Genomic DNA, 18,897 nt, shown 5'->3' on the forward strand with positions numbered 1-18,897 from the left:
ATGCTGGACCAAGTCAAAATGCCGCCGGAACGGCTTCTGCAGCTCGATGATGTCGAGGTTGCATTCAAGACCCGCGACGGGCTGGTGACCGCCGTCAACGGCGTCAACTATCACGTCAACCGCGGCGAGGTTCTCGGCATCGTCGGCGAAAGCGGCTCGGGCAAATCGGTGACGGTGCGGGCCATCATGCGGCTTCTGGCGAAGAATGCGCGCGAAGGGGACGGCACGATCCGCTTCAATCCGGACGGCGAGACCGAATATCGCCTCGATGGTGTTGCCCGCGATAGCCGGCTGATGCGCCGCTTGCGCGGTGGCAAGATCGGCATGGTGTTCCAGGAGCCGATGACGGCGCTCTCGCCGGTGCATTCGATCGGCACCCAGATCATGCGCACGGTGATGCTGCACCGGCGTGTCGGCAAGGAAGAGGCCCGCGCCCGCGCGATCGATCTTCTGGCGCGCGTGCAGCTCCCCCAGCCGGAGCGGCTTGTCGACAGCTATCCGCACCAGCTTTCCGGCGGCATGCGCCAGCGCGCGATGATCGCGCTCGCGCTTGCCTGCGACCCGGCGCTCCTGATTGCCGACGAGCCGACCACGGCGCTCGACGTGACCACCGAGGCGCAGATCCTCGAACTGCTGAAATCGCTGCAGCAGGAACTGGGCATGGCGATCATCTTCATCACCCACAATTTCGGCGTTGTCGCCGATATCGCTGATCGGGTGGCGGTGATGTATCTCGGCCGTGTGGTCGAGACCGGGCTTGTCGATGACATTTTCTACAATCCGCAGCATCCCTACACCCGGGCACTGCTTGGCTCGATCCCGCGTCTCGGCCAGCAGAAGCAGCGGCGCCTCAAGGTCATCAAGGGCTCCGTGCCGGATCCCTACAACATCCCGTCCGGCTGTGTGTTCCACACCCGTTGCGATTATGCCGATCCGTCCATCTGCGCCGCCAAGGCGCCGCCCCGCATTCCCTTTCCGCGCGGCCAGGAGGCGCTCTGTCACTTCGCCGGAAACCTGCCGGAGGGCGGACAATGAACGAGATGAAGACCATGCCGGATGACGCGCTGATTTCGGTGCGCGGCCTGAAGAAGCATTTCGTTGTGAAGGGCGGCAAGAAGGGCCGCGAGCTGAAGGTGCTGCGCGCCGTCGACGATGTCACCTTCGATATCAGGAAGGGTGAGACCTTCGGCCTTGTCGGCGAGAGCGGTTCGGGCAAATCCACCGTCGCGCGGCTCATCCTCAGGGCTTATGGCCTGACGGAAGGGGAGATCCTGTTTCGCAGCGAGGAAGGCGGCGTCATCGACATCTCGGCGATGGGGGACAAGGAACTGCGCCCGGTCCGCCGCGAAATGCAGATGATCTTCCAGGATCCCTATTCCTCGCTCAATCCGCGCATGACGCTGCTGGAACTCATCGGCGAACCGATGGTCGTCCATGGTTACACCAAGGAGCAGATTGCCAAGCGCGTTGCGGAACTCCTCTCCTTCGTCGGGCTGCGCCCGGAATATGCCTCGCGCTATCCGCATGCGTTTTCCGGCGGTCAGCGGCAGCGTATCGGCATCGCGCGCGCTCTGGCGCTTTCGCCCGCCTTCATTGCCGCCGACGAAGCGGTCTCGGCGCTCGATGTCTCGGTCGCCGCCCAGAACATCAACCTCCTGCAGGACCTGCAGGAGCAGTTTCACCTCACCTATCTGTTCATCACCCACGATCTCGGCATGGTCGAGCACATTTCGGACCGCATCGCCGTCATGTATCTCGGCCAGATCGTCGAGCTCGGGGAGACGGACAGCCTGTTTGCACGGCCGCGCCATCCCTATACGGAAGCCCTCCTGCGTGCCGTGCCGCAGCCGGACCCGCGCAAGCGCTCCACCGAAAAGCGCGGTGTGCTCAAGGGCGAAGTTCCCGACGCCTCCGAGCCGCCTTCCGGCTGCGCCTTTCATCCTCGCTGCGCCTATGCGACGGAACGCTGCAGCGCTGAAAAGCCTGCTCTTCGCGAGGTCGCCGGGCGGCAGGTCCGCTGTCACTACGCAGAGACACTGGAATTGCAGGGAGTGGGCGAATGACCCTGTTTACACCCGCCGTGCCGGCACCGCCAACGGATGCCCGAGACGGTGATTTCGCACTGGCGGCGCGATACCGGCCTGTCCTGATGCTGGACGGGAACGAGCCGTCGCCGCCGCTGGCGCTCGGCTACAGCGTCATGCGCGCGGCGACAAAATCGCCGTCCTCGAAGTTCGCCATCGCCCCGCCGCCGGGGGGCGCCGTCATCGAATATGCCATCTGGCACGACTGGGACATCCAGCATCTCTACGACCTGGAACATGTCTGGGTGCATCTCGATGCGGCGGGCGCTGTTACCCGTGTCGAGGGCTCCATGCATGGCATGCGGGTCTCGATCGATGACGGCAGTGGCCTGCCGGAGATGGAGGGCACGCGGCCGGTGCTTTATGTCGAGCCGGGCAAGCATGCGCTCTGGGGCGTTTTGCGCAGTATGTCGTTCATCGCCGGTCACCATATTGCTCAGATGTGCGGTCCGGAGGCCGGTCGGGAGGGCGTGCATCTCGGCAATTCCTTTGCCGAAGGTGGCGCCTATGCCGCGACTGCCCGCGACCACCGGCTTGCAAGGCTTGCGATGAAACGTGCCGCCTTCACGCCCTCCTTCCTGTTCGAGCGCCCAGCGACGGAGCCGGCGCTGATGCCGTGGTCCGCGCTCGCCGCCTTCATACCGTTGCGGATGAAGGCGCTGATCGCCGCGCTGCCGGAAAAGGTACCGCATCTGGAAGCCGTGTTCCTCGATTGCGGCGATACGCTTATCGACGAGAGCACGGAGATAAGGCTTCCCGGAAGCGATGTCGTGGTTGAGGGCGATGAAATACCCCATGCGATGGATGCCGTGCGCGCGCTCCACCGGCTTGGCCACCGGCTGGCGCTGGTTGCCGACGGGCCGCGCGGGACCTTCGAGAACATGCTGATGCCGCGCGGTATCTGGGACCTGATGGATACCCACGCCATCTCCGGTGATGTCGGCGCGTCCAAGCCATCGCCGGAGATGTTCGAGGCGGCGATGGACGGCCTCGGGCTGGGCCACGAGGCGCGTTCCCGCATTGTCATGGTCGGCAACAATCTGGAGCGCGATATCCGCGGTGCCAACGAATTCGGCCTTATCAGCCTGTTCGTCGCCTGGTCGAAACGGCGCACCCATGTGCCGGCTGCGACAATCGAAGTGCCGCAATACCGCATCGACAGCCTCGACCGGCTGGTCGCCGAAATCGAGGCCATCGAGTTGTCGCTGACGGAGGCCGCTGATGGCTGAAAAAGCACGCTTCATCAGTCGCCCCGGCGAGACCGTGACGGCGTTCGCGCTCGGCCCGCTTGAGGCCGCGTATTATCCCGGCGCGGTGACGCGCGGGGCCGACAATGTCGACTACAAGTTCGTCAACGGGTTTGTGGATGTGGGTGAGCTGCCCTGTCGCACGGCGCTCAGGGCCGATATCGCGACCCGGACCGTTGCACTGAAGGACGATTTCGAGATCGTCTCGACAAACCTGCCGGGCTTCAACCGCAGGCTCGAATTCTCCGGTTTCTGGCATCGCCCGACGCGGCTTCAGCGCTGGGTGCGCACAAGGCTGGTGCCGCCTGCTGCTGGTGCCTATCCGTTCCGCCTTTCGACCTGCGGCGGCGTTCATGTCTGGGTCGATGGCGAATTGGCCGCCGCCTTCGAGCCATACACCCGCAACGTCGCGCAGGAGACGGAGATCGTCCTGGACCTTGCCGACGGCGGTTGCGAGGTCGTCATGCTGGTCGAGGAAATGGCCGAGCGCGACACCAATTATTTCGTTGAACTGACCTTTCTCGGCGACGGCGATCTTGCTGCCGTCATTCCCGGCGCCGCCGACCAGCAGGCGCTCGATACGCTGATGGCGCTCGCCCGCGCCGTGCGTCCCGCGAAGGTCGTCTTTGGTGAGGGTGACGTCGTGGAACTGGTGTTCGACACGCCGGCGGGAAGCGATGTGACGGTGTCGGCAGCCGTGCACCAGAGCGTCCACATGCGCCACCTGCCGCCGCTCTACGAGATGATGGTGACGCTTGCCGCCGGGCAGGACCGGGTACCGCTTGGCCTGCCGGAGAGCTTGCCGGACGGCTATCACGAGCTCGAACTTGTGTTTTCTCTCGGCGAGAGCCGCATCGACCGGGTCATTGATTTCGCTCTGCTGCGCGACGAACAGCCACTGAAGCTCTCCGGCGATCTCGCCACACGCAAGAAGGCCGGGCTCGACTATCTGGCCGAACATGGCGAGCAGCGCATGGGCCGCGTTCTGGCGCGCCTCGCGCGCGGCCTGCCGCTAGACGAGGCCTCCTTCGCGGCACTCGAGGATACGCTCCTCGCCATCGACGACCGACGTGACTGCTCCGACTTCGTCATGGTGCCGCTGCTCTGGGTTTATGGCGCTCACCGCGACGCGCTTCCGCCGGAGCTGATCGCCCGCATCGAGGCCGCCATCCTCGGCTACCGCTATTGGATGGACGAACCTGGCAATGACGCAATGTGGTTCTGGAGCGAGAACCATGTGCTGTGTTTCCATGTCAGCGCGCTGATCGCCGGCCGGCTGTTTTCCGATGCGGTGTTCCCCAATGCGGGCCTGACCGGTGCCGAGCATGCGGCGCTTGCCGAAAAACGCCTGTCGCGCTGGTTCGATGCCATCGAGGACCACGGTCTCGCGGAATGGAACTCCGCCGCCTATTACCCGATCGATTTCATCGGCTTGCTGGCGCTGCAGCGCTTTGCCGGCGAAACGCTGAAACGTCGTGCCGAGGGCGTCCTCGACCGGCTGTTCACGATGATCGCGCTGCATACGATCAACGGCGTTGCGGCCGGCACGATGGGCCGGGCCTATGACAAGGAGCTCAGGGCCGGTCCGCTCAGCGAGCTTGCGCCCTTCGCCACCATCGCCTTCGGGACAGGCTGGCTCAATCGCGGTGTCGCCGCGCTGCCGATGTTCTGCGCCGGCGATTATGTGCCGCCGGAAGGACTTTGCGAATACGTTGCGCCGTCGCCGGGCCGGGCCGTTTCAGCGCATTATATCCAGGGCTACAACAAGGCCGCCCAGCTCGCGCTATACAAAACCGCGGCCATGCAGCTTTCCGCCAGCATCGATGCCGAACCGGGCCGAAAGGGGCATCAGCAGCATCTCGCCGATGTCCAGGCCGCCGGTCATCCGATGGCGCGCGTTTGGGTCAATCATCCGGGTGCCGATGATCCCTGGGGTTCTGACCGGCCGTCCTACTGGGCCGGAAACGGCATCATGCCGCGCGTCGGCCAATACCAAAACGTCTGCCTGATGCTGAGCGAGCTCGGTGAGAACCCGCGACTTGCCTTCACCCACGCCTATGCCCCGATTTCCGTCTTCGACGAGCATATTGCGGGCGAGGACTGGCTGGTGCTGCGCTCCGGCGGTGGCTTTGTCATGCTGAAGGCAACCGGGCCCATCGAATCTGTCAGCGAGGGGCCCGGTGCCGGGCTCGAGCATCGTGTGACGGGTCGCCGCACCGGCTTTGCGATGATGGTCGGCGACCTCGCCGCAACCACGCTCGCAAAGGTCGCTGACATCGCCCGTGCCGCAACGCTCCGCCTTCAGGACGACCCGCTCGCGCTCGTTTTCGAACGGCCCGCAGCGCCGCTTCTCAAGCTCGACTACCACGACGGTCTCTTCGTCGACGGAACACATCATCCCTTCCCCACAGGCTCGCATCTCCCCGAAATAAGCGGGCTGGCGGCTGTCCTTCCCAAACCTGAAAAAGACTGAAGCCATGTATCACGACAGACAGGAACTTCTCGGCCATCTTTCCAGCGTCGCCACCGGCCTCTCCCGGCTTCGCGGCATCAACGAGACCGCGCCCATCGCCGAGGGTGCCTTTTCGCTGCAGTTCGATGAGTGGGACTGGGAGATCGGCGTCGGCGTCTACGGGCTCTATCGCCATGCCTGCCAGACCGGCGACATGGACCTGGTTGCGGCGCTGGCCGACTGGTATGACTGGCAGATATCGCGCGGCCTGCCGCCGCGTCAGGTGAATTCGACCGCGCCGATGCTGGCGCTCGCCTTCCTCATCGACGATGTCGACCGGCCGGACTGGGAAGAGTTGGTGAAGGACTGGGCCGGTTGGCTGGTGAAGGGGCTCGCCCGCACCGAGGATGCCGGTTTCCAGCATGTCGTGAAGGAGCGAATGAACGACGGCGAGCTCTGGGACGACACGCTGTTCATGACCTGCCTGTTCCTCGCCCGCGCGGGAAAACGCTTCGAGCGACCGGACTGGGTGGAGGAGGCGGTCTATCAGTTCCTCCTTCACGCCCGCTACCTCGGCGATGCGAAGACCGGCCTCTGGTATCATGGCTGGACCTTCAACGGTCGCCACAATTTCGCGAATGCCTTCTGGGCGCGCGGCAATTCCTGGATCACGATCGCCATCCCGGAACTGTTCTCGATCGTCGACGACCTGCCGTCCTCGACCCATCTCTATCTCGCCAATGTGCTGCTGTCGCAGGTCAACACGTTCGAGAAGCTGCAGAATGCCGATGGCTTCTTCCACACGCTTCTCGATGACCCGGCAGCCCCGATCGAGGCGTCTGCCACCGCAGGCATCGCCTACGGCATTTCGCGCGGCATTTCGCTCGGCATATTGCCCGAGCGGCTGCGTCCCGTTGCGGAAAAAGCCTTTGCTGCTGTGCTGAACTGCATCGGCGATGATGGCATTGTCACCCATGTCTCCGACGGCACGCCGATGGGCCATACGCTGCAGTTCTACAAGGACATCCCGGATATCCCGGCGCCCTATGGGCAGGCGCTGACGATGATGATGCTGGTGGAGGCAATGTCGCGGGCGACGGCCAAAGGTTAGGCAGGTCACCGAGCCTTTTCCTGCCGGCCCATTTCCGGTAAGCCTGCCGTTAACTGATAATTCGAGAAGGAACGGCAGATGGCAAAGGTGGCATTCATCGGACTGGGCGTCATGGGATATCCGATGGCGGGGCATTTGAAGGCGAAGGGCGGACACGACGTGACCGTCTATAACCGCACTGCCGCCAAGGCCGAGGCCTGGGTCGCCGAACATGGCGGCGCCAGCGCCGCAACGCCTGCCGAGGCCGCAAAGGATGCCGATTTCATCTTTACCTGCGTTGGCAATGACGACGACCTGCGCTCGGTCACGCTTGGCGAGACCGGGGTGATCGCGGGCATGAAGCCGGGTGCGATCCTCATCGACAACACCACCGCTTCCGCCGAGGTCGCGCGCGAGCTTGCCGCCGCCTGTGCCGAGAAGGGCTGCGGCTTCATTGACGCGCCGGTTTCCGGTGGGCAGGCCGGTGCGGAAAACGGCGTTCTCACCGTCATGTGCGGTGGCGACACGGAGACCTTTGAAAAGGCGAAGCCGGTCATCGAGGCCTATGCCCGCATGGTCGGGCTGATGGGCGAGACCGGCGCGGGCCAGCTCACCAAGATGGTCAACCAGATCTGCATTGCCGGTCTCGTACAGGGGCTCTCGGAAGGCATTCATTTCGGCAAGAAGGCCGGACTCGACATCGAGAAGGTCGTCGAGGTGATCTCGAAGGGCGCTGCCGGCTCCTGGCAGATGGAAAACCGTCACAAGACCATGAACGAGGGCAAGTACGATCACGGCTTTGCCGTCGACTGGATGCGCAAGGACCTCGACATCGTGCTGGCGGAAGCCCGTCGGAATGGCGCGACGCTGCCGGTCACGGCGCTGGTGGATCAGTTCTACGGCGACGTACAGAAGCTCGGCGGCAATCGCTGGGACACGTCCGCGCTGCTGGCGCGGCTGGAGGACAAGTAGGCTGCTCTACAATTGCGCGGGCAGGCTTGAGACGATGCGGCTTGGCGGGTGGCCGGTGATGCGCTTGAAGGCGCGGCTGAAGGCGGCCTGCGAGCCGTAGCCGAGGCGATGGGCGGCTGTTTCGACCGCAATGCCCTCGCGGCCGATCCAGTCGGCGGCGAGGCGCATGCGCATTTCGGTGAGATAGCGTAGCGGCGTCACCCCGGTGACCTCAAGAAAGCGTTCGGCGAAGACCGATCGCGAGGCACCCATCTCGCGCGCAAGTTCGGCCACCGACCAGTTGCGGCCCGGATCGCGATGAAGTGCGACGAGCACGCGGCCGAGGCGAGGGTCGCGCAGCGCAGCGATCCAGCCCGTGGCATCGCCGCAGCCGCACTCGACCCAGGCCCGCACGATGCAGGCGGCGACCACGTCGGCAAGGCGCGAGAGAATGCCGGCATAACCGGCGCGGCCGTCCTTGGCCTCGCGCGCCATGGCTTCCAGCATGGGCAGGATTTCCGGGTAGCGCTCGGTCAACGTGTCGACGCGCATCACCTCGGGCATCAGTGCCACCAGAGGATGCATACTGCCGAGGTCAAAGTCCATGCAGGCGGAAAACAGCACCACCCGCTTTTCGGGCGGTGTCGCTTCGCATGTCCGGATTTCCCTGACCTGCGGGCAGATCGGCGCGGTCGGCAGGGTCGTGAGATCGGTGCATGGCACGGGATTTTCGGGCGATGAAGCGAGGCGGTGCGATCCGCCGCGGGGCAAGAGGGCCGCGTCGCCAGCCGCCATGTCGTGGACCGCGCCGCTGGACGTGATCAGCGCAATCTGGCCACGGGCGATGAACACGAATTTCGCCCGCGGATCGTCGTCGCCGCCGAAGGAATGGGAAAACGGTTCGGCAAGCTCGATGCGGCGGTAATCGATGCCGACGAGGCGCATGCCGAGCAGGAGTTCGCTCACAAGATCGGCGTCGAGTGGTCGGGTTTCGGACGAATGATCATGCATGGCGGATTTACTGGCATAGAAAGTCCGGCAAGTCCAGCTTAGCTTAACGCCATCCTCTTCCTCCCATCGCGAAGGATATCGCAATGAACCCTGTTACGAACGAGAGCGCGTCCGGTGCGCCCGCCTGGGGCGCCGTGGCGGCGATGACGCTTGGCGTCTTCGGCCTCGTCACCGCCGAGTTCCTGCCGGCGAGCCTGCTGACGCCGATTGCCGCCGATCTCGGCATCTCGGAAGGCACTGCCGGCCAGGCGGTGACGACGACGGCGATGTTCGGCTTTGCCGCGAGCCTGTTGATCTCGGCGGCTGCCCGCGGCGCGGATCGGCGCCATATGATGATGATCTTTTCGGTCCTTCTGGTGATCTCCAATCTGATGGTGGCCTTTGCGCAGGGCGTATCCATGCTGCTCGCGGGCCGGGTGCTGCTCGGTGTCGCGCTCGGCGGCTTCTGGGCAATGTCGACGGCCGTCACCATGCGTCTCGTCCCGCCGGCTCTGGTGCCACGGGCGCTTTCCATCGTGATGAGTGGTGTATCCGCCGCGACGGTATTCGCCGCCCCGGTCGGCAGCTATCTCGGCGAAATCATCGGCTGGCGCGGCGTTTTCCTGCTGGCCTCGCTGCTCGGTGGGGTCTCGCTTGTTGCACAGTGGCGCAGCCTGCCCAGCATGCGGCCCGCCGGTATCGCCCGGTTGCGGACGCTCGGCGAGGTGTTTCTGCGTCCCGGCATCGGCATCGGCATGCTGGCCGTGCTGCTCGTCTTCGGCGGCCACTTCATCTTCTTCACCTATCTTCGGGCCTATCTCGAGACCAGCGGCGGATTTTCGATCGAGATGATTGCGATCGTCCTGCTCGGCTTTGGTATCGCCAATTTCTTCGGCACTTTCCTTGCCGGTCGGATGGCGCAGCTGAACCTGAGGTTGACGCTGGTGATCGTGCCGTTGTCGATGGGCACGCTGGCGCTGGTGATGGTCGCCTTCGGTGGCAATCCGCTCACCGATATCGTCTCTGTCGTGCTGTGGGGCATGATCTTCGGCGGCGTCCCGGTAGCCTGGTCGAGCTGGATTGCCCGCACGGTGCCGGATGAGGCGGAGAGCGCGGGCGGCCTGTTCGTCGCGACAATCCAGCTTGCGATTGGGCTTGGCGCCGGCCTCGGCGGCATCGTGTTCGACGCCGCCGGCGGAACCGGGACACTGTTTGCGAGCGGCGTGGTGCTGCTTTTCAGCGCGCTGACCATCATGCTCGGCGTCCGCACCCGCGCGGCTTCGCCTGCTGCCGCGTGAAACGAGCACCATCAGAAATCGGTGAAGCCCGGCTCCGGCCGGGCTTTTTCGTGCTGTCAGAGTCTTGCGGCACTGCTTTGCCACGACCTGTCACTTTCGCTTCATAAATCAGCAGGGGCTGCGAACCTTCCGGCCTTTCATCCGTTTAAGGGACATGAAAGGGAGATCGATCATGGCTGAAGTAAACAGGAAACTGCACGAGAGTGCGCGGGAGGAAGATTACCGCGATTTTGAAGCCCGGGACCTGGATGATGGCTGGCCCTATGGCGACGAAGACGGCCGCAAGGGCCGCCGCAACGCCCCTTATGGCGCAACCAGCTCCAACCTGGATCAGCGGGCCGATGCCGGCGCTGAGATTACCGGCGATACGGTGCTCAAACGCGGCGTCGGCAAGTCGCTGACGGATGCCGAGGAAGAAAGGCTGATCGAAAACGACGATCTCGCCGACACGATCACACGGTGTATCGACGACGATGACCGTTTCGATGTCGGGCTGATCACCGTTGATGTCTCGCGTGGTATTGCGCGGCTTGAGGGCGAGGTCGAGACCGAAGAAGATCGCGTTCATCTCGAGCGCATGGTGCTCGCCGTCAAGGGCGTGCGCGACGTGCGCAGCCACGTGATGCTGATCGGCGCCGACAGTCACGTGCCGTGGGATTTTGATCAGTAGGATGGAGGGGACCGGGCAGGGAGGCCCTCTGGCGCCCTGCCCGGAGCAACGCGGTCGCTCAGTCGAGGATCATTTCCGGCATATCGATGGCTGCGGAAGTGCGCAGGTCGGTGGCCGAAAAGCCTGCGCTCACGGTGAAACGTCCCGCTTCAATGCGGAAGGCGCCGATCGTCGTGTCATAGAAGGCGAAGGCGCGAGGCGGTAGGGCGATGATGATCTCGCGGCTTTCTCCCGCCGCAAGCTCGATCTTCGCAAAGCCCTTGAGTTCCCTCACCGGCCGTTCGACGCTGGCCTCATCATCGCCGACATAGATCTGCAGCACGGTGCTGCCCGCGCGGACGCCGGGATTGGTGACCGCAATGCGCGCCAAAAAGCCGGTTTCATCCTCATCAAGATCCAGCGACCCGCAGTCGAAATCGGTGTAGGAAAGACCGTAGCCGAACGGAAACATCGGATCGATGCCCTGCTGGTCGTAGTGGCGATAGCCGATGAACAGGCCCTCCTGATAGCGCACCTTGCCATCAAGCCCTGGATAGATTTCCGGGTCCTGACGGAAGGTCGGATTGTCGCGGAAGCGCTTCGGGAAGGTCTGCGGCAGGCGCCCGCCCGGCTCGGCATCGCCGAACAGAACATCGGCGATGGCATTGCCCGCTTCCTGACCCGGATACCAGGCCTGCAGCACCGCCGGCACATCATCGAGCCACGGCATTTCGACCGGGCCACCGGTCTGCAGCACGACGATGGTGCGCGGATTGGCCTTGGCAACGGCGGCGACAAGCTCGTCCTGGCGGCCGGGCAGGGTAATGTCCTCAAGGTCGCTGCCCTCGGTATCCCATTCGCCCGAACGGCCGACGAAGACGATCGCGGTCTCGGCCGTTGCAGCCGCTTCCGCCGCCGCGGCGATGTCATCGTCGCCAAGCGGGCGTGAAACGCCGGCCCTGAGCGCAGAGAGGCCGAGTGATTTGGCAGCACCACAGGCAAATTCGATGGTCACCGCATAGGCCTTGCCCGCCTCCAGCGTGATATCGGCGGTCACCTCGTCCGAGCCCTCCTCAAAGAAGGTCCGCCCGCGCGTCCACCCGTCCCAGAGATCGATGATGCATTTGCCGTCGACGAAGAGCTTTGAAAGCCCGGCAGAATGCATGCCGAAGCGGTGAAGGCCGCTCGCATCAGGAACGAAGGTGCCGGAAAGCCGGGCCGAGAAGCGGTGCGGATCGACCTTGCCGCCGGCAAAGGGCGGGATCCAGAACATGTTGGCGTCGTTGACCGTTTCAGCGTGGGCCGGATCACCGGAAAGCGTGGCATTGGCGAAATAGTCCACGGCGATATCGCCGGTCCACACCGGTTCCCAGCGATGATTGGTGCAGCCCTTGGCATAGACCAATCGGTCCGCGCCGAGCCTGTCGGCAAGCGCGTCGAAGGGGGAAACGCGATAATGCGGATTGAGCTGCGCCGAGCCGCCGCCCATGATCTGCGCGGTCTTCGCATTCGGCCCGATGATGGCGATCTTGCCTGCGGTTTCTGCAAGCGGCAGCAGGCCGTCCGCATTCTTCAGCAGCACGGTTCCCGCCGCGCCGGCGCGGCGGATGAGGGCGCGGTGCTCGGGCCGGTCGTCGGCGTGTTCTTCGAAGGCTGTCTTTTCGTCAAGGGCGCCGGTGCGCTCCATCAGGAGCAGGATATCGAGCACGCGCGCGCGGATGGTCTCGCGCGTCACCGTGCCGGCTTCGACGGCGGCCACCAGCTTCTCGCCGCGGTCGCGGGCCGGCCCTGGCATTTCGAGATTGAGGCCGGCATTCACCGTTTCGGCCGTCGAATGCGAACCGAACCAGTCGGACATCACCACACCGTCAAAGCCCCAGTCCTTACGCAGCACGTCGGTCAGAAGCCACTGGTTTTCGGATGTGTAGGTGCCGTTCAGGCGGTTATAGGAGCTCATCACCGCCCAGGTGCCGGCCTTCTTCACCGCATCCTCGAAGGGGCGGAGATAGATTTCCCTGAGCGACCGCTCCTCGATTTCCGAGCTCATCGTGGTGCGCTCGATTTCGGATTCGTTGCCGGCGAAATGCTTGATGGTGGCCGAGACCTTGCGGCTCTGCAGGCCCTCGACATAGCCGACGGCGAGCGCTGCGGTGAGCTCCGGATCCTCCGAATAGCATTCGAAGTTGCGGCCATTGGTGACGGAGCGGTGGATGTTGACGGTCGGCGCCAGCGATACGTGGGCGCCCTTGGACTTCACCTCCTCGGCGATGGCCGCGCCGATCTCGCGTGCCAGGGCGGGATCGAAGCTGGCGCCGATGGCGATGCCGACGGGAAAGGCGGCGGACTTCACGCCGCCGACCAGCGAACCGGAACCGCGCGCCCCGTTCGGGCCATCGGTGACCCTGAGCTTGCCGATGCCGAGACGGTCGACCGCCGGCAGCGACCAGAAATCCTCGCCCGAAAGCAGCGAAACCTGCTCCTCAAGCGTCATTGCGTCAGCCAGCGCCGCGAGCCTGTTCGAAACCATCGTCTCTCTCCTCACCGAACTTCAGATGCGTCGAGGGTGTTCTAGCATCTTCGGGGCGGGATCGGGCAATCGCAAATGTCGCGGCAGCGAAAAGCGCAATTTATGGCTCTTACAGCGAGGACAGCACGGCGTAGATCCCCCAGGTTACGACGCCGACGGGGATAAGGGCGATCAGCGCAAACAGGCCGTCGCGGGTCAGCATCGCAAAAGCGATCAATGTCACCGCCACACCGACGAGCGAGGACGAGAACGGCACGAATTCCAGCATCGGCATCACCACGCCGAAGATGACGCAGGCGAGCGGCAGGATGACGTGAAACGGTCTGTGGAACAGAAAGGTCAGCCGTCTGCGGCTGAGCTTGTCGATGAACCGCGTCAGCGGCAGCAGCCTTTCCAGCCCGTCATGCAGCTTGGCCGACTTGACGGACCGTTTGCGGATCCAGCCGGGCAGCCAGATCTGCTCGTGGCCGACCAGCCTTTGTCCCGCGATCAGCAGGATGATGATGCCGCAGAAGGTCGAAAGCCCCGGTATGCCGCTGAGCGGCGTGATCAGCACCAGCGCGGGCAGCAGCAGCAGCGGCACGAACGAAGTCTGCCCGAAGGAGCGCATCAGCTCATCGACCGACACGGACCCGTCGCCGGTTTCGCTGATCGCCCGCTTGACGATATCGGTCAGCGACTTCAACGCATGATCGCTCGCGCTGGCGTTTTCCAAGGATAGCTCCTGAGGCGGGGATGTCATGTGAGATGAACGCCATCCGCCCGACAAGGTTCCCTCGATGCGCAGCAGGCCCGCTATTGCCGGATGAGCCCATCCGGCGACACGGTGGTTGCGGCGAGCGTCTGGTCGAGGTGCTCCGATCGCAGTGACAGGAGCTTTTCGGCATAGGCGAGGCGGGCCGGAAGATATTTCGGGTCGTCGGCGACATTGGTGCATTCGTGCGGGTCGATTGTAAGGTCGAACAGCAACGGTTTCATGCCGGCGAAGTGGACATATTTGAAGGCGTGGTCGCGGACGACGGCGAGGTTGCAGAGGCTGTAGGGGAGGTCGAAGTGCTCCTCTGCCTTTGCTCTGGCGATGTCGCGGAAATCGTATTCGTAAAAGGCGGCGTCGCGCCAGGTCTCGGGCTTCTTGCCGCGCAGGAACGGCATCAGCGAGGCGCCGTCGACATGGTTTTCCGGCACGAGGCCGAGGCGCGCGGCAAGCGTCGGCAGGATGTCGGCGGCCGAGGTGAAGGCGTCGACCTGTTTGCCTTCGCCTTTCGGGTATTTCGGGTCGCGGATGACGAGGGGCGTGTGGTAGCTCCCCTCGAAGAAGCCGCCCTTGCCGAGCATCCAGTGGTCGCCCATCATCTCGCCGTGATCGGAGGTGAAGATGATGATGGTGTTGTTCCATGCGCCGGTCTTCTTCAGCGCGGCGACGATGCGCCCGATCTGGGCGTCGACCTCGGCGATCATGCCGAAATAGATCGCTCTCAGCGCCGCATAATCGGTCTCGGACCAGTCCGCGATCCGTCCCTTGGCGCCGGGCAGGAATTTTTTCTTTTTCTTGCCGCCCTGCGTTTCAAGCTCCCAGGCTAGGAAGGGGTGCAGTTCTGCTTCGCGCGCGCGGCTTGGGGCACGGGAAAAGCCGAGGTTCTGCTCGGGCGCGAACATCGTGTTGTAGGGTTCCGGCACCACATAGGGCGGGTGCGGGCGGATGAAGGAGACGTGGGCGAACCAGTTGCCCTCCTGTTCGGAGTGCCAGCGCAGGAATTCGTCGGCAAGGAAGGCCGTCTCGGTCTCGTCGGCGCTGTAGGCGGGCGGAGCGTTCGACACGCCCTTGCCGTTGCCGGAGATCGGTTTCTGGATCGCAAGGTCGGTCGCCTCGGCATGACCGCGGCCGCGCAGCCAGGAGAGCCAGGGCTTCTGGTGCTCCGGCAGAAGCTGGCGCACGGTAAATCCCGGCAGCACGCCCTCATAGCTCTGCAGCTGGCTGTCGTTCGGCGACAGCGCGCGGGGATCGGGTGTGGTGTCGGTATAGCCGAACAGCGTTGGATCGTAGCCGGCGCGGCGGGCGAGCCTTGCGATATTGTCGAACCGGTCGTCGAGTGGCGTGCCGTTGCGGGCGACGCGATGGTTCATCTGGTAGAGGCCGGTATAAAGCGTGGCGCGGGCAGGCGCGCAGGGCGCGGAGCCCGCATAGTGGCGCATGAAGGCGACGCCTTCGGCGGCGAGTGCGTCGATATGCTGGGTCCTGACAGTGGGGTGGCCGGCGAGGCCAAGGCAATCGCCCCGCCACTGGTCGGCGGTGATCAGCAGGATGTTGGGTTTCATCGCGTCGCTTCCGGCTTGGCTTGCGGGTGGGATATGGCATGCGAGTATAACGGAAATTATGACGTCGTGTTCGTGGCAAGTGACGATTCTGCGCCGAAAGCGCATTGATTTTGCCTGTCGGCTGTGTACCTCTTGGGCTGAGGAAACATGTGAAGAGGGCGAATATGACACAGGAACGTCTCGACCGGCTGGAAGCGCAGATGGCCGCTCACCAGGAAGTGCTGATCGCGCTCGCCTCCGCCCTTTCCGAAGAACACCGTGTTCGCTTCCGCGCGGCGCTGGATGGGCTGTTGACGGTCAAGGGGCAGGAAGAGGACCCGGGTTTCGAGCCAGACGAAGCCTTCGCCTTCCAGTATCGGGTCTCGGAGACGATCCGGGCGATCGTCGAAGGTGCGGAAGCGCGCTCGAAATAGACCGTTCCGACAGGCCTTCTGTTGGAACCATCCGCGATGATCGAACGTTAATCCGGCGACCGACCGGAGAACTTGTATCATGGCTTCCAGCAACAACCGTTCGTCCGTGAAGGACGAGGACACCTACAAGGCCTGCGCGAGGACGGCGCATCCAAGGAAAAGGCGGCGCGCATCGCGAACGCCAAGGCCAACAGCAAGATGCACCCTTCGAAGAAGGGCGGCAAGTCCGAGCCTTTCGAGGAATGGACGCGCGATGCGCTCTACGATCGCGCAAAGGAGATTGGCGTCGAAGGCCGGTCGGATATGAACAAGCACGAGCTGATCGACGCTTTGCGCAATCACTGAGGCGGACGAACTTCCGCCTCCACCTCGTCCGCGCCTGGATCGAGGAGGTCGGCGACCCTGATGAAGGACGTGACGATGGCCTCCTGCTCGATAGCCGAAAATGCGGAAAAATCAGCGGCAAAACCATCGGCAAACAGCGATGGCGCGCTCGAAAGCGTCTGCAAACCGGCCTCTGTCAGCATCGCGCGCACCTTGCGCCGGTCTTCCAGCGATCGGCTGCGCTCGATGAGGCCCTTGGCCTCGAGCTTGTCGAGAATGGTGACGGTCGTCGCCGGGCTGAGGTCCGCCTGCTTCGAGATTGCCGCGGTCGTCAGCGCACCCTGGTCGGCCACGGCCTGCAACACCACGATCTGCGGAATGGTAAGGCCCGTCTCCCGGCCGATGCGCTTGGAGCGGGCATCGATCGCATGGGCGATGCGGCGGATGGATTTCATCACCGCGCGGGCATTATCCGGATTCAGTGCGTCATTCGTCATGCGGAATAATTACAGCAAAAATAATTTGAACTCAAATGATTTTTGCTGTAATCAAAATACAACCCTTGATGTTTCCCATCGGTGGCGGACATGCTTTCGCCGCCGGGAAACGTTTTTATCGGTGGTCGTGCGGCTCTGTCGCAGGCCGCCTCTTCATCGGCGCGCCGGCTTCAGGCCGGCCTTTGCGGCGCCTTGAAAATTGAGAGCGCCCTTGGCGGGAGCCATTCCCGCATCTGACCGGGTGCAACGAAATAAACAGGAGTAACCGACCAGCTCATGTGTGGTATTGCCGGAGAAATCAGATTTGACGGAACGCTCGCCGACAGCGAGGCCGTCGCGAAGATAACAGCAGCCCTGGCCCCGCGCGGCCCGGATGGCAGCGGCATCCTGGCCCAGGGGCGCTATGCCTTCGGGCATCGTCGCCTCAAGATTATCGACCTTTCGGAAAAGGCCGCCCAGCCGATGGTCGATCCCGAGCTCGGGCTCACGATCGTATTCAACGGCTGCATCTACAACTATCCGGAGCTGCGCAGCGAGCTGGAAGACAAGGGCTATCGCTTCTTCTCCACCGGCGACACCGAAGTCATCATGAAGGCCTATCACGCCTGGGGCCGCGACTGCGTCGAGCGTTTCCACGGCATGTTCGCCTTCGCGATCGTCGAACGCGACAGCGGCAAGGCCATGCTGGCGCGCGACCGCTTCGGCATCAAGCCGTTCTACTATGCGACCAGCGGCCGCAACATCCGCTTCGCTTCCACGCTGCCGGCGCTTCTGGCGGGTGGCGGCGTCGATCGCAACATCGATCCGGTCGCACTGCACCACTACATGTCGTTCCACGCCGTCGTGCCGCCGCCGCACACCATCCTGAAGGGCGTACGCAAGCTGCCGCCGGCGACGGTGCGCTGCTATGAACCCGATGGTTCGTTCGAGGATATCCGCTACTGGGCGCCGAAGCACGAGCGCGATCCGGCGACCGCCAAGCTTTCCCGCGAGGAATGGCGCGACCGTGTGCTTGATGCGCTGCGGCTCGCCGTGCGTCGCCGCATGGTCGCCGACGTGCCGGTCGGCGTACTGCTGTCGGGCGGTGTCGATTCCTCGATCATCACCGGGCTTCTGGCCGAGGAAGGCCAGAAGGACCTGATGACGTTTTCGATCGGCTTCGAGGAGGCCAATGGCGAAAAGGGCGACGAGTTCAGCTATTCCGATCTGATCGCCGAACGTTTCGGCACGGATCATCACAAGATCTTCGTGCCCTCGTCCGATCTGATGAGCGCGCTGCCGGACACGATCAACGCGATGTCGGAACCGATGGTCTCCTATGACAATATCGGCTTCTTCCTGCTGTCGCGCGAAGTCTCCAAGCATATCAAGGTCGTGCAGTCGGGGCAGGGGGCCGATGAAATCTTCGCCGGCTATCACTGGTATCCGCCGCTGCAAAATTCCAACGACGTCGTTGGTGATTATGCCAAGGGCTTCTTCGATCGCGACCATGCCAAGATGGCCAAGCACCTGTCGCCGGAATGGCTGGCCGAGGAAGATGTCAGCCGCGCCTTCGTCGAAAGCCACCTGATGGCGCCGGGCGCCGCAAGCCCGGTGGACAGGGCGCTGCGTCTCGACAGCCAGGTCATGCTGGTTGATGATCCGGTCAAGCGCGTCGACAACATGACGATGGCCTGGGGGCTTGAGGCGCGCGTGCCGTTCCTCGATCATGAACTTGCCGAACTCGCGGCCACCATTCCGCCGGAGTTCAAGCTCAACGATGGCGGCAAGGGCGTGCTGAAGGATGCCGCGCGTCTGGTCGTGCCGCACGAGGTCATTGACCGCAAGAAGGGGTACTTCCCGGTTCCGCAGCTCAAATACATCTCCGGCGAATATCTCGACATGGTGCGCGACACGCTGACCAGCCAGGTCTCCAGCGAGCGCGGCCTGTTCAACAAGGCCTATCTCGACGACCTGTTCATTGATCCGATCGGCCACATCACTCCGCTGCGGGGCTCCGAGCTCTGGCAGGTGGCGCTTCTGGAAATGTGGTTGCAGTCGCACGATATCTGAGAGGCAT

At 63.7% G+C, this 18,897-nt stretch carries 16 protein-coding genes; 11 read left to right on the forward strand and 5 right to left on the reverse strand.

Annotated features, from left to right (window positions below):
- The 6 genes from TM49_RS08535 to TM49_RS08560 all read left to right on the forward strand — a co-directional run bounded on the left by TM49_RS08535 (position 1) and on the right by TM49_RS08560 (position 7,845).
- On the forward strand, positions 1-1,035 hold the full coding sequence (locus tag TM49_RS08535) for an ABC transporter ATP-binding protein (protein WP_201777037.1): 1,035 nt from the start codon (positions 1-3) through the stop codon (positions 1,033-1,035).
- Positions 1,032-2,063 (forward strand): ABC transporter ATP-binding protein, encoded by a 1,032-nt coding sequence (locus TM49_RS08540; protein ID WP_045680543.1) that lies wholly within the window; start codon positions 1,032-1,034, stop codon positions 2,061-2,063. The genes TM49_RS08535 and TM49_RS08540 overlap by 4 nt, the downstream gene beginning before the upstream one ends.
- Positions 2,060-3,313 (forward strand): HAD family hydrolase, encoded by a 1,254-nt coding sequence (locus tag TM49_RS08545; RefSeq protein WP_045680545.1) that lies wholly within the window; start codon positions 2,060-2,062, stop codon positions 3,311-3,313. The genes TM49_RS08540 and TM49_RS08545 overlap by 4 nt, the downstream gene beginning before the upstream one ends.
- Positions 3,306-5,804: a hypothetical protein gene (locus tag TM49_RS08550; protein WP_179945017.1), complete on the forward strand. Its 2,499-nt coding sequence runs from the start codon at positions 3,306-3,308 to the stop codon at positions 5,802-5,804. Before TM49_RS08545 ends, TM49_RS08550 begins: the two co-directional genes overlap by 8 nt.
- Before the next feature lie 4 nt (positions 5,805-5,808).
- Entirely contained in the window at positions 5,809-6,894 is a 1,086-nt protein-coding gene (gene bglB, locus TM49_RS08555; protein WP_045680547.1) for a beta-galactosidase BglB, read from the forward strand.
- A gap of 78 nt (positions 6,895-6,972) precedes the next feature.
- Positions 6,973-7,845, forward strand: a complete 873-nt coding sequence (locus tag TM49_RS08560; RefSeq protein WP_045680549.1) for an NAD(P)-dependent oxidoreductase — start codon at positions 6,973-6,975, stop codon at positions 7,843-7,845.
- A gap of 6 nt (positions 7,846-7,851) precedes the next feature.
- Here TM49_RS08560 and TM49_RS08565 read toward each other — a convergent pair whose 3' ends face one another.
- Positions 7,852-8,835: an AraC family transcriptional regulator gene (locus TM49_RS08565; protein ID WP_045680551.1), complete on the reverse strand. Its 984-nt coding sequence runs from the start codon at positions 8,833-8,835 to the stop codon at positions 7,852-7,854.
- Between the two features lie 83 nt (positions 8,836-8,918).
- Here TM49_RS08565 and TM49_RS08570 point away from each other — a divergent pair, with 83 nt between their 5' ends.
- Positions 8,919-10,112: an MFS transporter gene (locus TM49_RS08570; protein WP_045680553.1), complete on the forward strand. Its 1,194-nt coding sequence runs from the start codon at positions 8,919-8,921 to the stop codon at positions 10,110-10,112.
- Between the two features lie 172 nt (positions 10,113-10,284).
- Entirely contained in the window at positions 10,285-10,782 is a 498-nt protein-coding gene (locus TM49_RS08575; protein WP_045680555.1) for a BON domain-containing protein, read from the forward strand.
- Positions 10,783-10,840: 58 nt separating this feature from the next.
- On the opposite strand, the gene TM49_RS08580 is transcribed toward TM49_RS08575, so the two are convergent.
- From TM49_RS08580 to TM49_RS08590, 3 genes are all read right to left on the reverse strand, one after another.
- Complete coding sequence (locus TM49_RS08580; protein ID WP_045680556.1) at positions 10,841-13,288, reverse strand: beta-glucosidase; 2,448 nt, start codon at positions 13,286-13,288, stop codon at positions 10,841-10,843.
- A 109-nt stretch (positions 13,289-13,397) separates the two neighbouring features.
- Positions 13,398-14,003: an exopolysaccharide biosynthesis protein gene (locus TM49_RS08585; protein WP_244464823.1), complete on the reverse strand. Its 606-nt coding sequence runs from the start codon at positions 14,001-14,003 to the stop codon at positions 13,398-13,400.
- Between the two features lie 80 nt (positions 14,004-14,083).
- The gene (locus TM49_RS08590; RefSeq protein WP_045680559.1) at positions 14,084-15,604 is read right to left on the reverse strand and encodes an alkaline phosphatase family protein; all 1,521 of its coding nucleotides are present in this window, start codon (positions 15,602-15,604) and stop codon (positions 14,084-14,086) included.
- Between the two features lie 164 nt (positions 15,605-15,768).
- On the opposite strand from TM49_RS08590, the gene TM49_RS08595 reads away from it, so the two are divergent.
- A complete protein-coding gene (locus TM49_RS08595; protein ID WP_045680562.1) occupies positions 15,769-16,017 on the forward strand; it encodes a hypothetical protein in 249 nt (82 codons plus the stop codon).
- 72 nt (positions 16,018-16,089) lie between these two features.
- Positions 16,090-16,362, forward strand: a complete 273-nt coding sequence (locus tag TM49_RS23635; protein WP_158498620.1) for a DUF7218 family protein — start codon at positions 16,090-16,092, stop codon at positions 16,360-16,362.
- Here TM49_RS23635 and TM49_RS08605 read toward each other — a convergent pair.
- Positions 16,356-16,838: a MarR family winged helix-turn-helix transcriptional regulator gene (locus TM49_RS08605; protein WP_045680564.1), complete on the reverse strand. Its 483-nt coding sequence runs from the start codon at positions 16,836-16,838 to the stop codon at positions 16,356-16,358. The two genes, TM49_RS23635 and TM49_RS08605, sit on opposite strands and share 7 nt — an antisense overlap.
- A gap of 276 nt (positions 16,839-17,114) precedes the next feature.
- Here TM49_RS08605 and TM49_RS08610 point away from each other — a divergent pair, with 276 nt between their 5' ends.
- Entirely contained in the window at positions 17,115-18,890 is a 1,776-nt protein-coding gene (locus TM49_RS08610; RefSeq protein WP_045680566.1) for an N-acetylglutaminylglutamine amidotransferase, read from the forward strand.
- The last annotated feature ends 7 nt before the right edge of the window (positions 18,891-18,897 follow it).

It is taken from the genome of Martelella endophytica (genome assembly GCF_000960975.1).
Lineage (GTDB): Bacteria > Pseudomonadota > Alphaproteobacteria > Rhizobiales > Rhizobiaceae > Martelella > Martelella endophytica.

Coding starts and splice junctions, on each gene's coding strand:
- TM49_RS08565 (WP_045680551.1), bottom strand. CDS start 8,835: ATGCATGATCATTCGTCCGAAACCCGACCACTCGACGCCGATCTTGTG.
- TM49_RS08540 (WP_045680543.1), top strand. CDS start 1,032: ATGAACGAGATGAAGACCATGCCGGATGACGCGCTGATTTCGGTGCGC.
- TM49_RS08610 (WP_045680566.1), top strand. CDS start 17,115: ATGTGTGGTATTGCCGGAGAAATCAGATTTGACGGAACGCTCGCCGAC.
- TM49_RS08590 (WP_045680559.1), bottom strand. CDS start 15,604: ATGAAACCCAACATCCTGCTGATCACCGCCGACCAGTGGCGGGGCGAT.
- TM49_RS08580 (WP_045680556.1), bottom strand. CDS start 13,288: ATGGTTTCGAACAGGCTCGCGGCGCTGGCTGACGCAATGACGCTTGAG.
- TM49_RS08575 (WP_045680555.1), top strand. CDS start 10,285: ATGGCTGAAGTAAACAGGAAACTGCACGAGAGTGCGCGGGAGGAAGAT.
- TM49_RS08545 (WP_045680545.1), top strand. CDS start 2,060: ATGACCCTGTTTACACCCGCCGTGCCGGCACCGCCAACGGATGCCCGA.
- TM49_RS08570 (WP_045680553.1), top strand. CDS start 8,919: ATGAACCCTGTTACGAACGAGAGCGCGTCCGGTGCGCCCGCCTGGGGC.
- bglB (WP_045680547.1), top strand. CDS start 5,809: ATGTATCACGACAGACAGGAACTTCTCGGCCATCTTTCCAGCGTCGCC.
- TM49_RS08595 (WP_045680562.1), top strand. CDS start 15,769: ATGACACAGGAACGTCTCGACCGGCTGGAAGCGCAGATGGCCGCTCAC.
- TM49_RS08605 (WP_045680564.1), bottom strand. CDS start 16,838: ATGACGAATGACGCACTGAATCCGGATAATGCCCGCGCGGTGATGAAA.
- TM49_RS08535 (WP_201777037.1), top strand. CDS start 1: ATGCTGGACCAAGTCAAAATGCCGCCGGAACGGCTTCTGCAGCTCGAT.
- TM49_RS08550 (WP_179945017.1), top strand. CDS start 3,306: ATGGCTGAAAAAGCACGCTTCATCAGTCGCCCCGGCGAGACCGTGACG.
- TM49_RS08560 (WP_045680549.1), top strand. CDS start 6,973: ATGGCAAAGGTGGCATTCATCGGACTGGGCGTCATGGGATATCCGATG.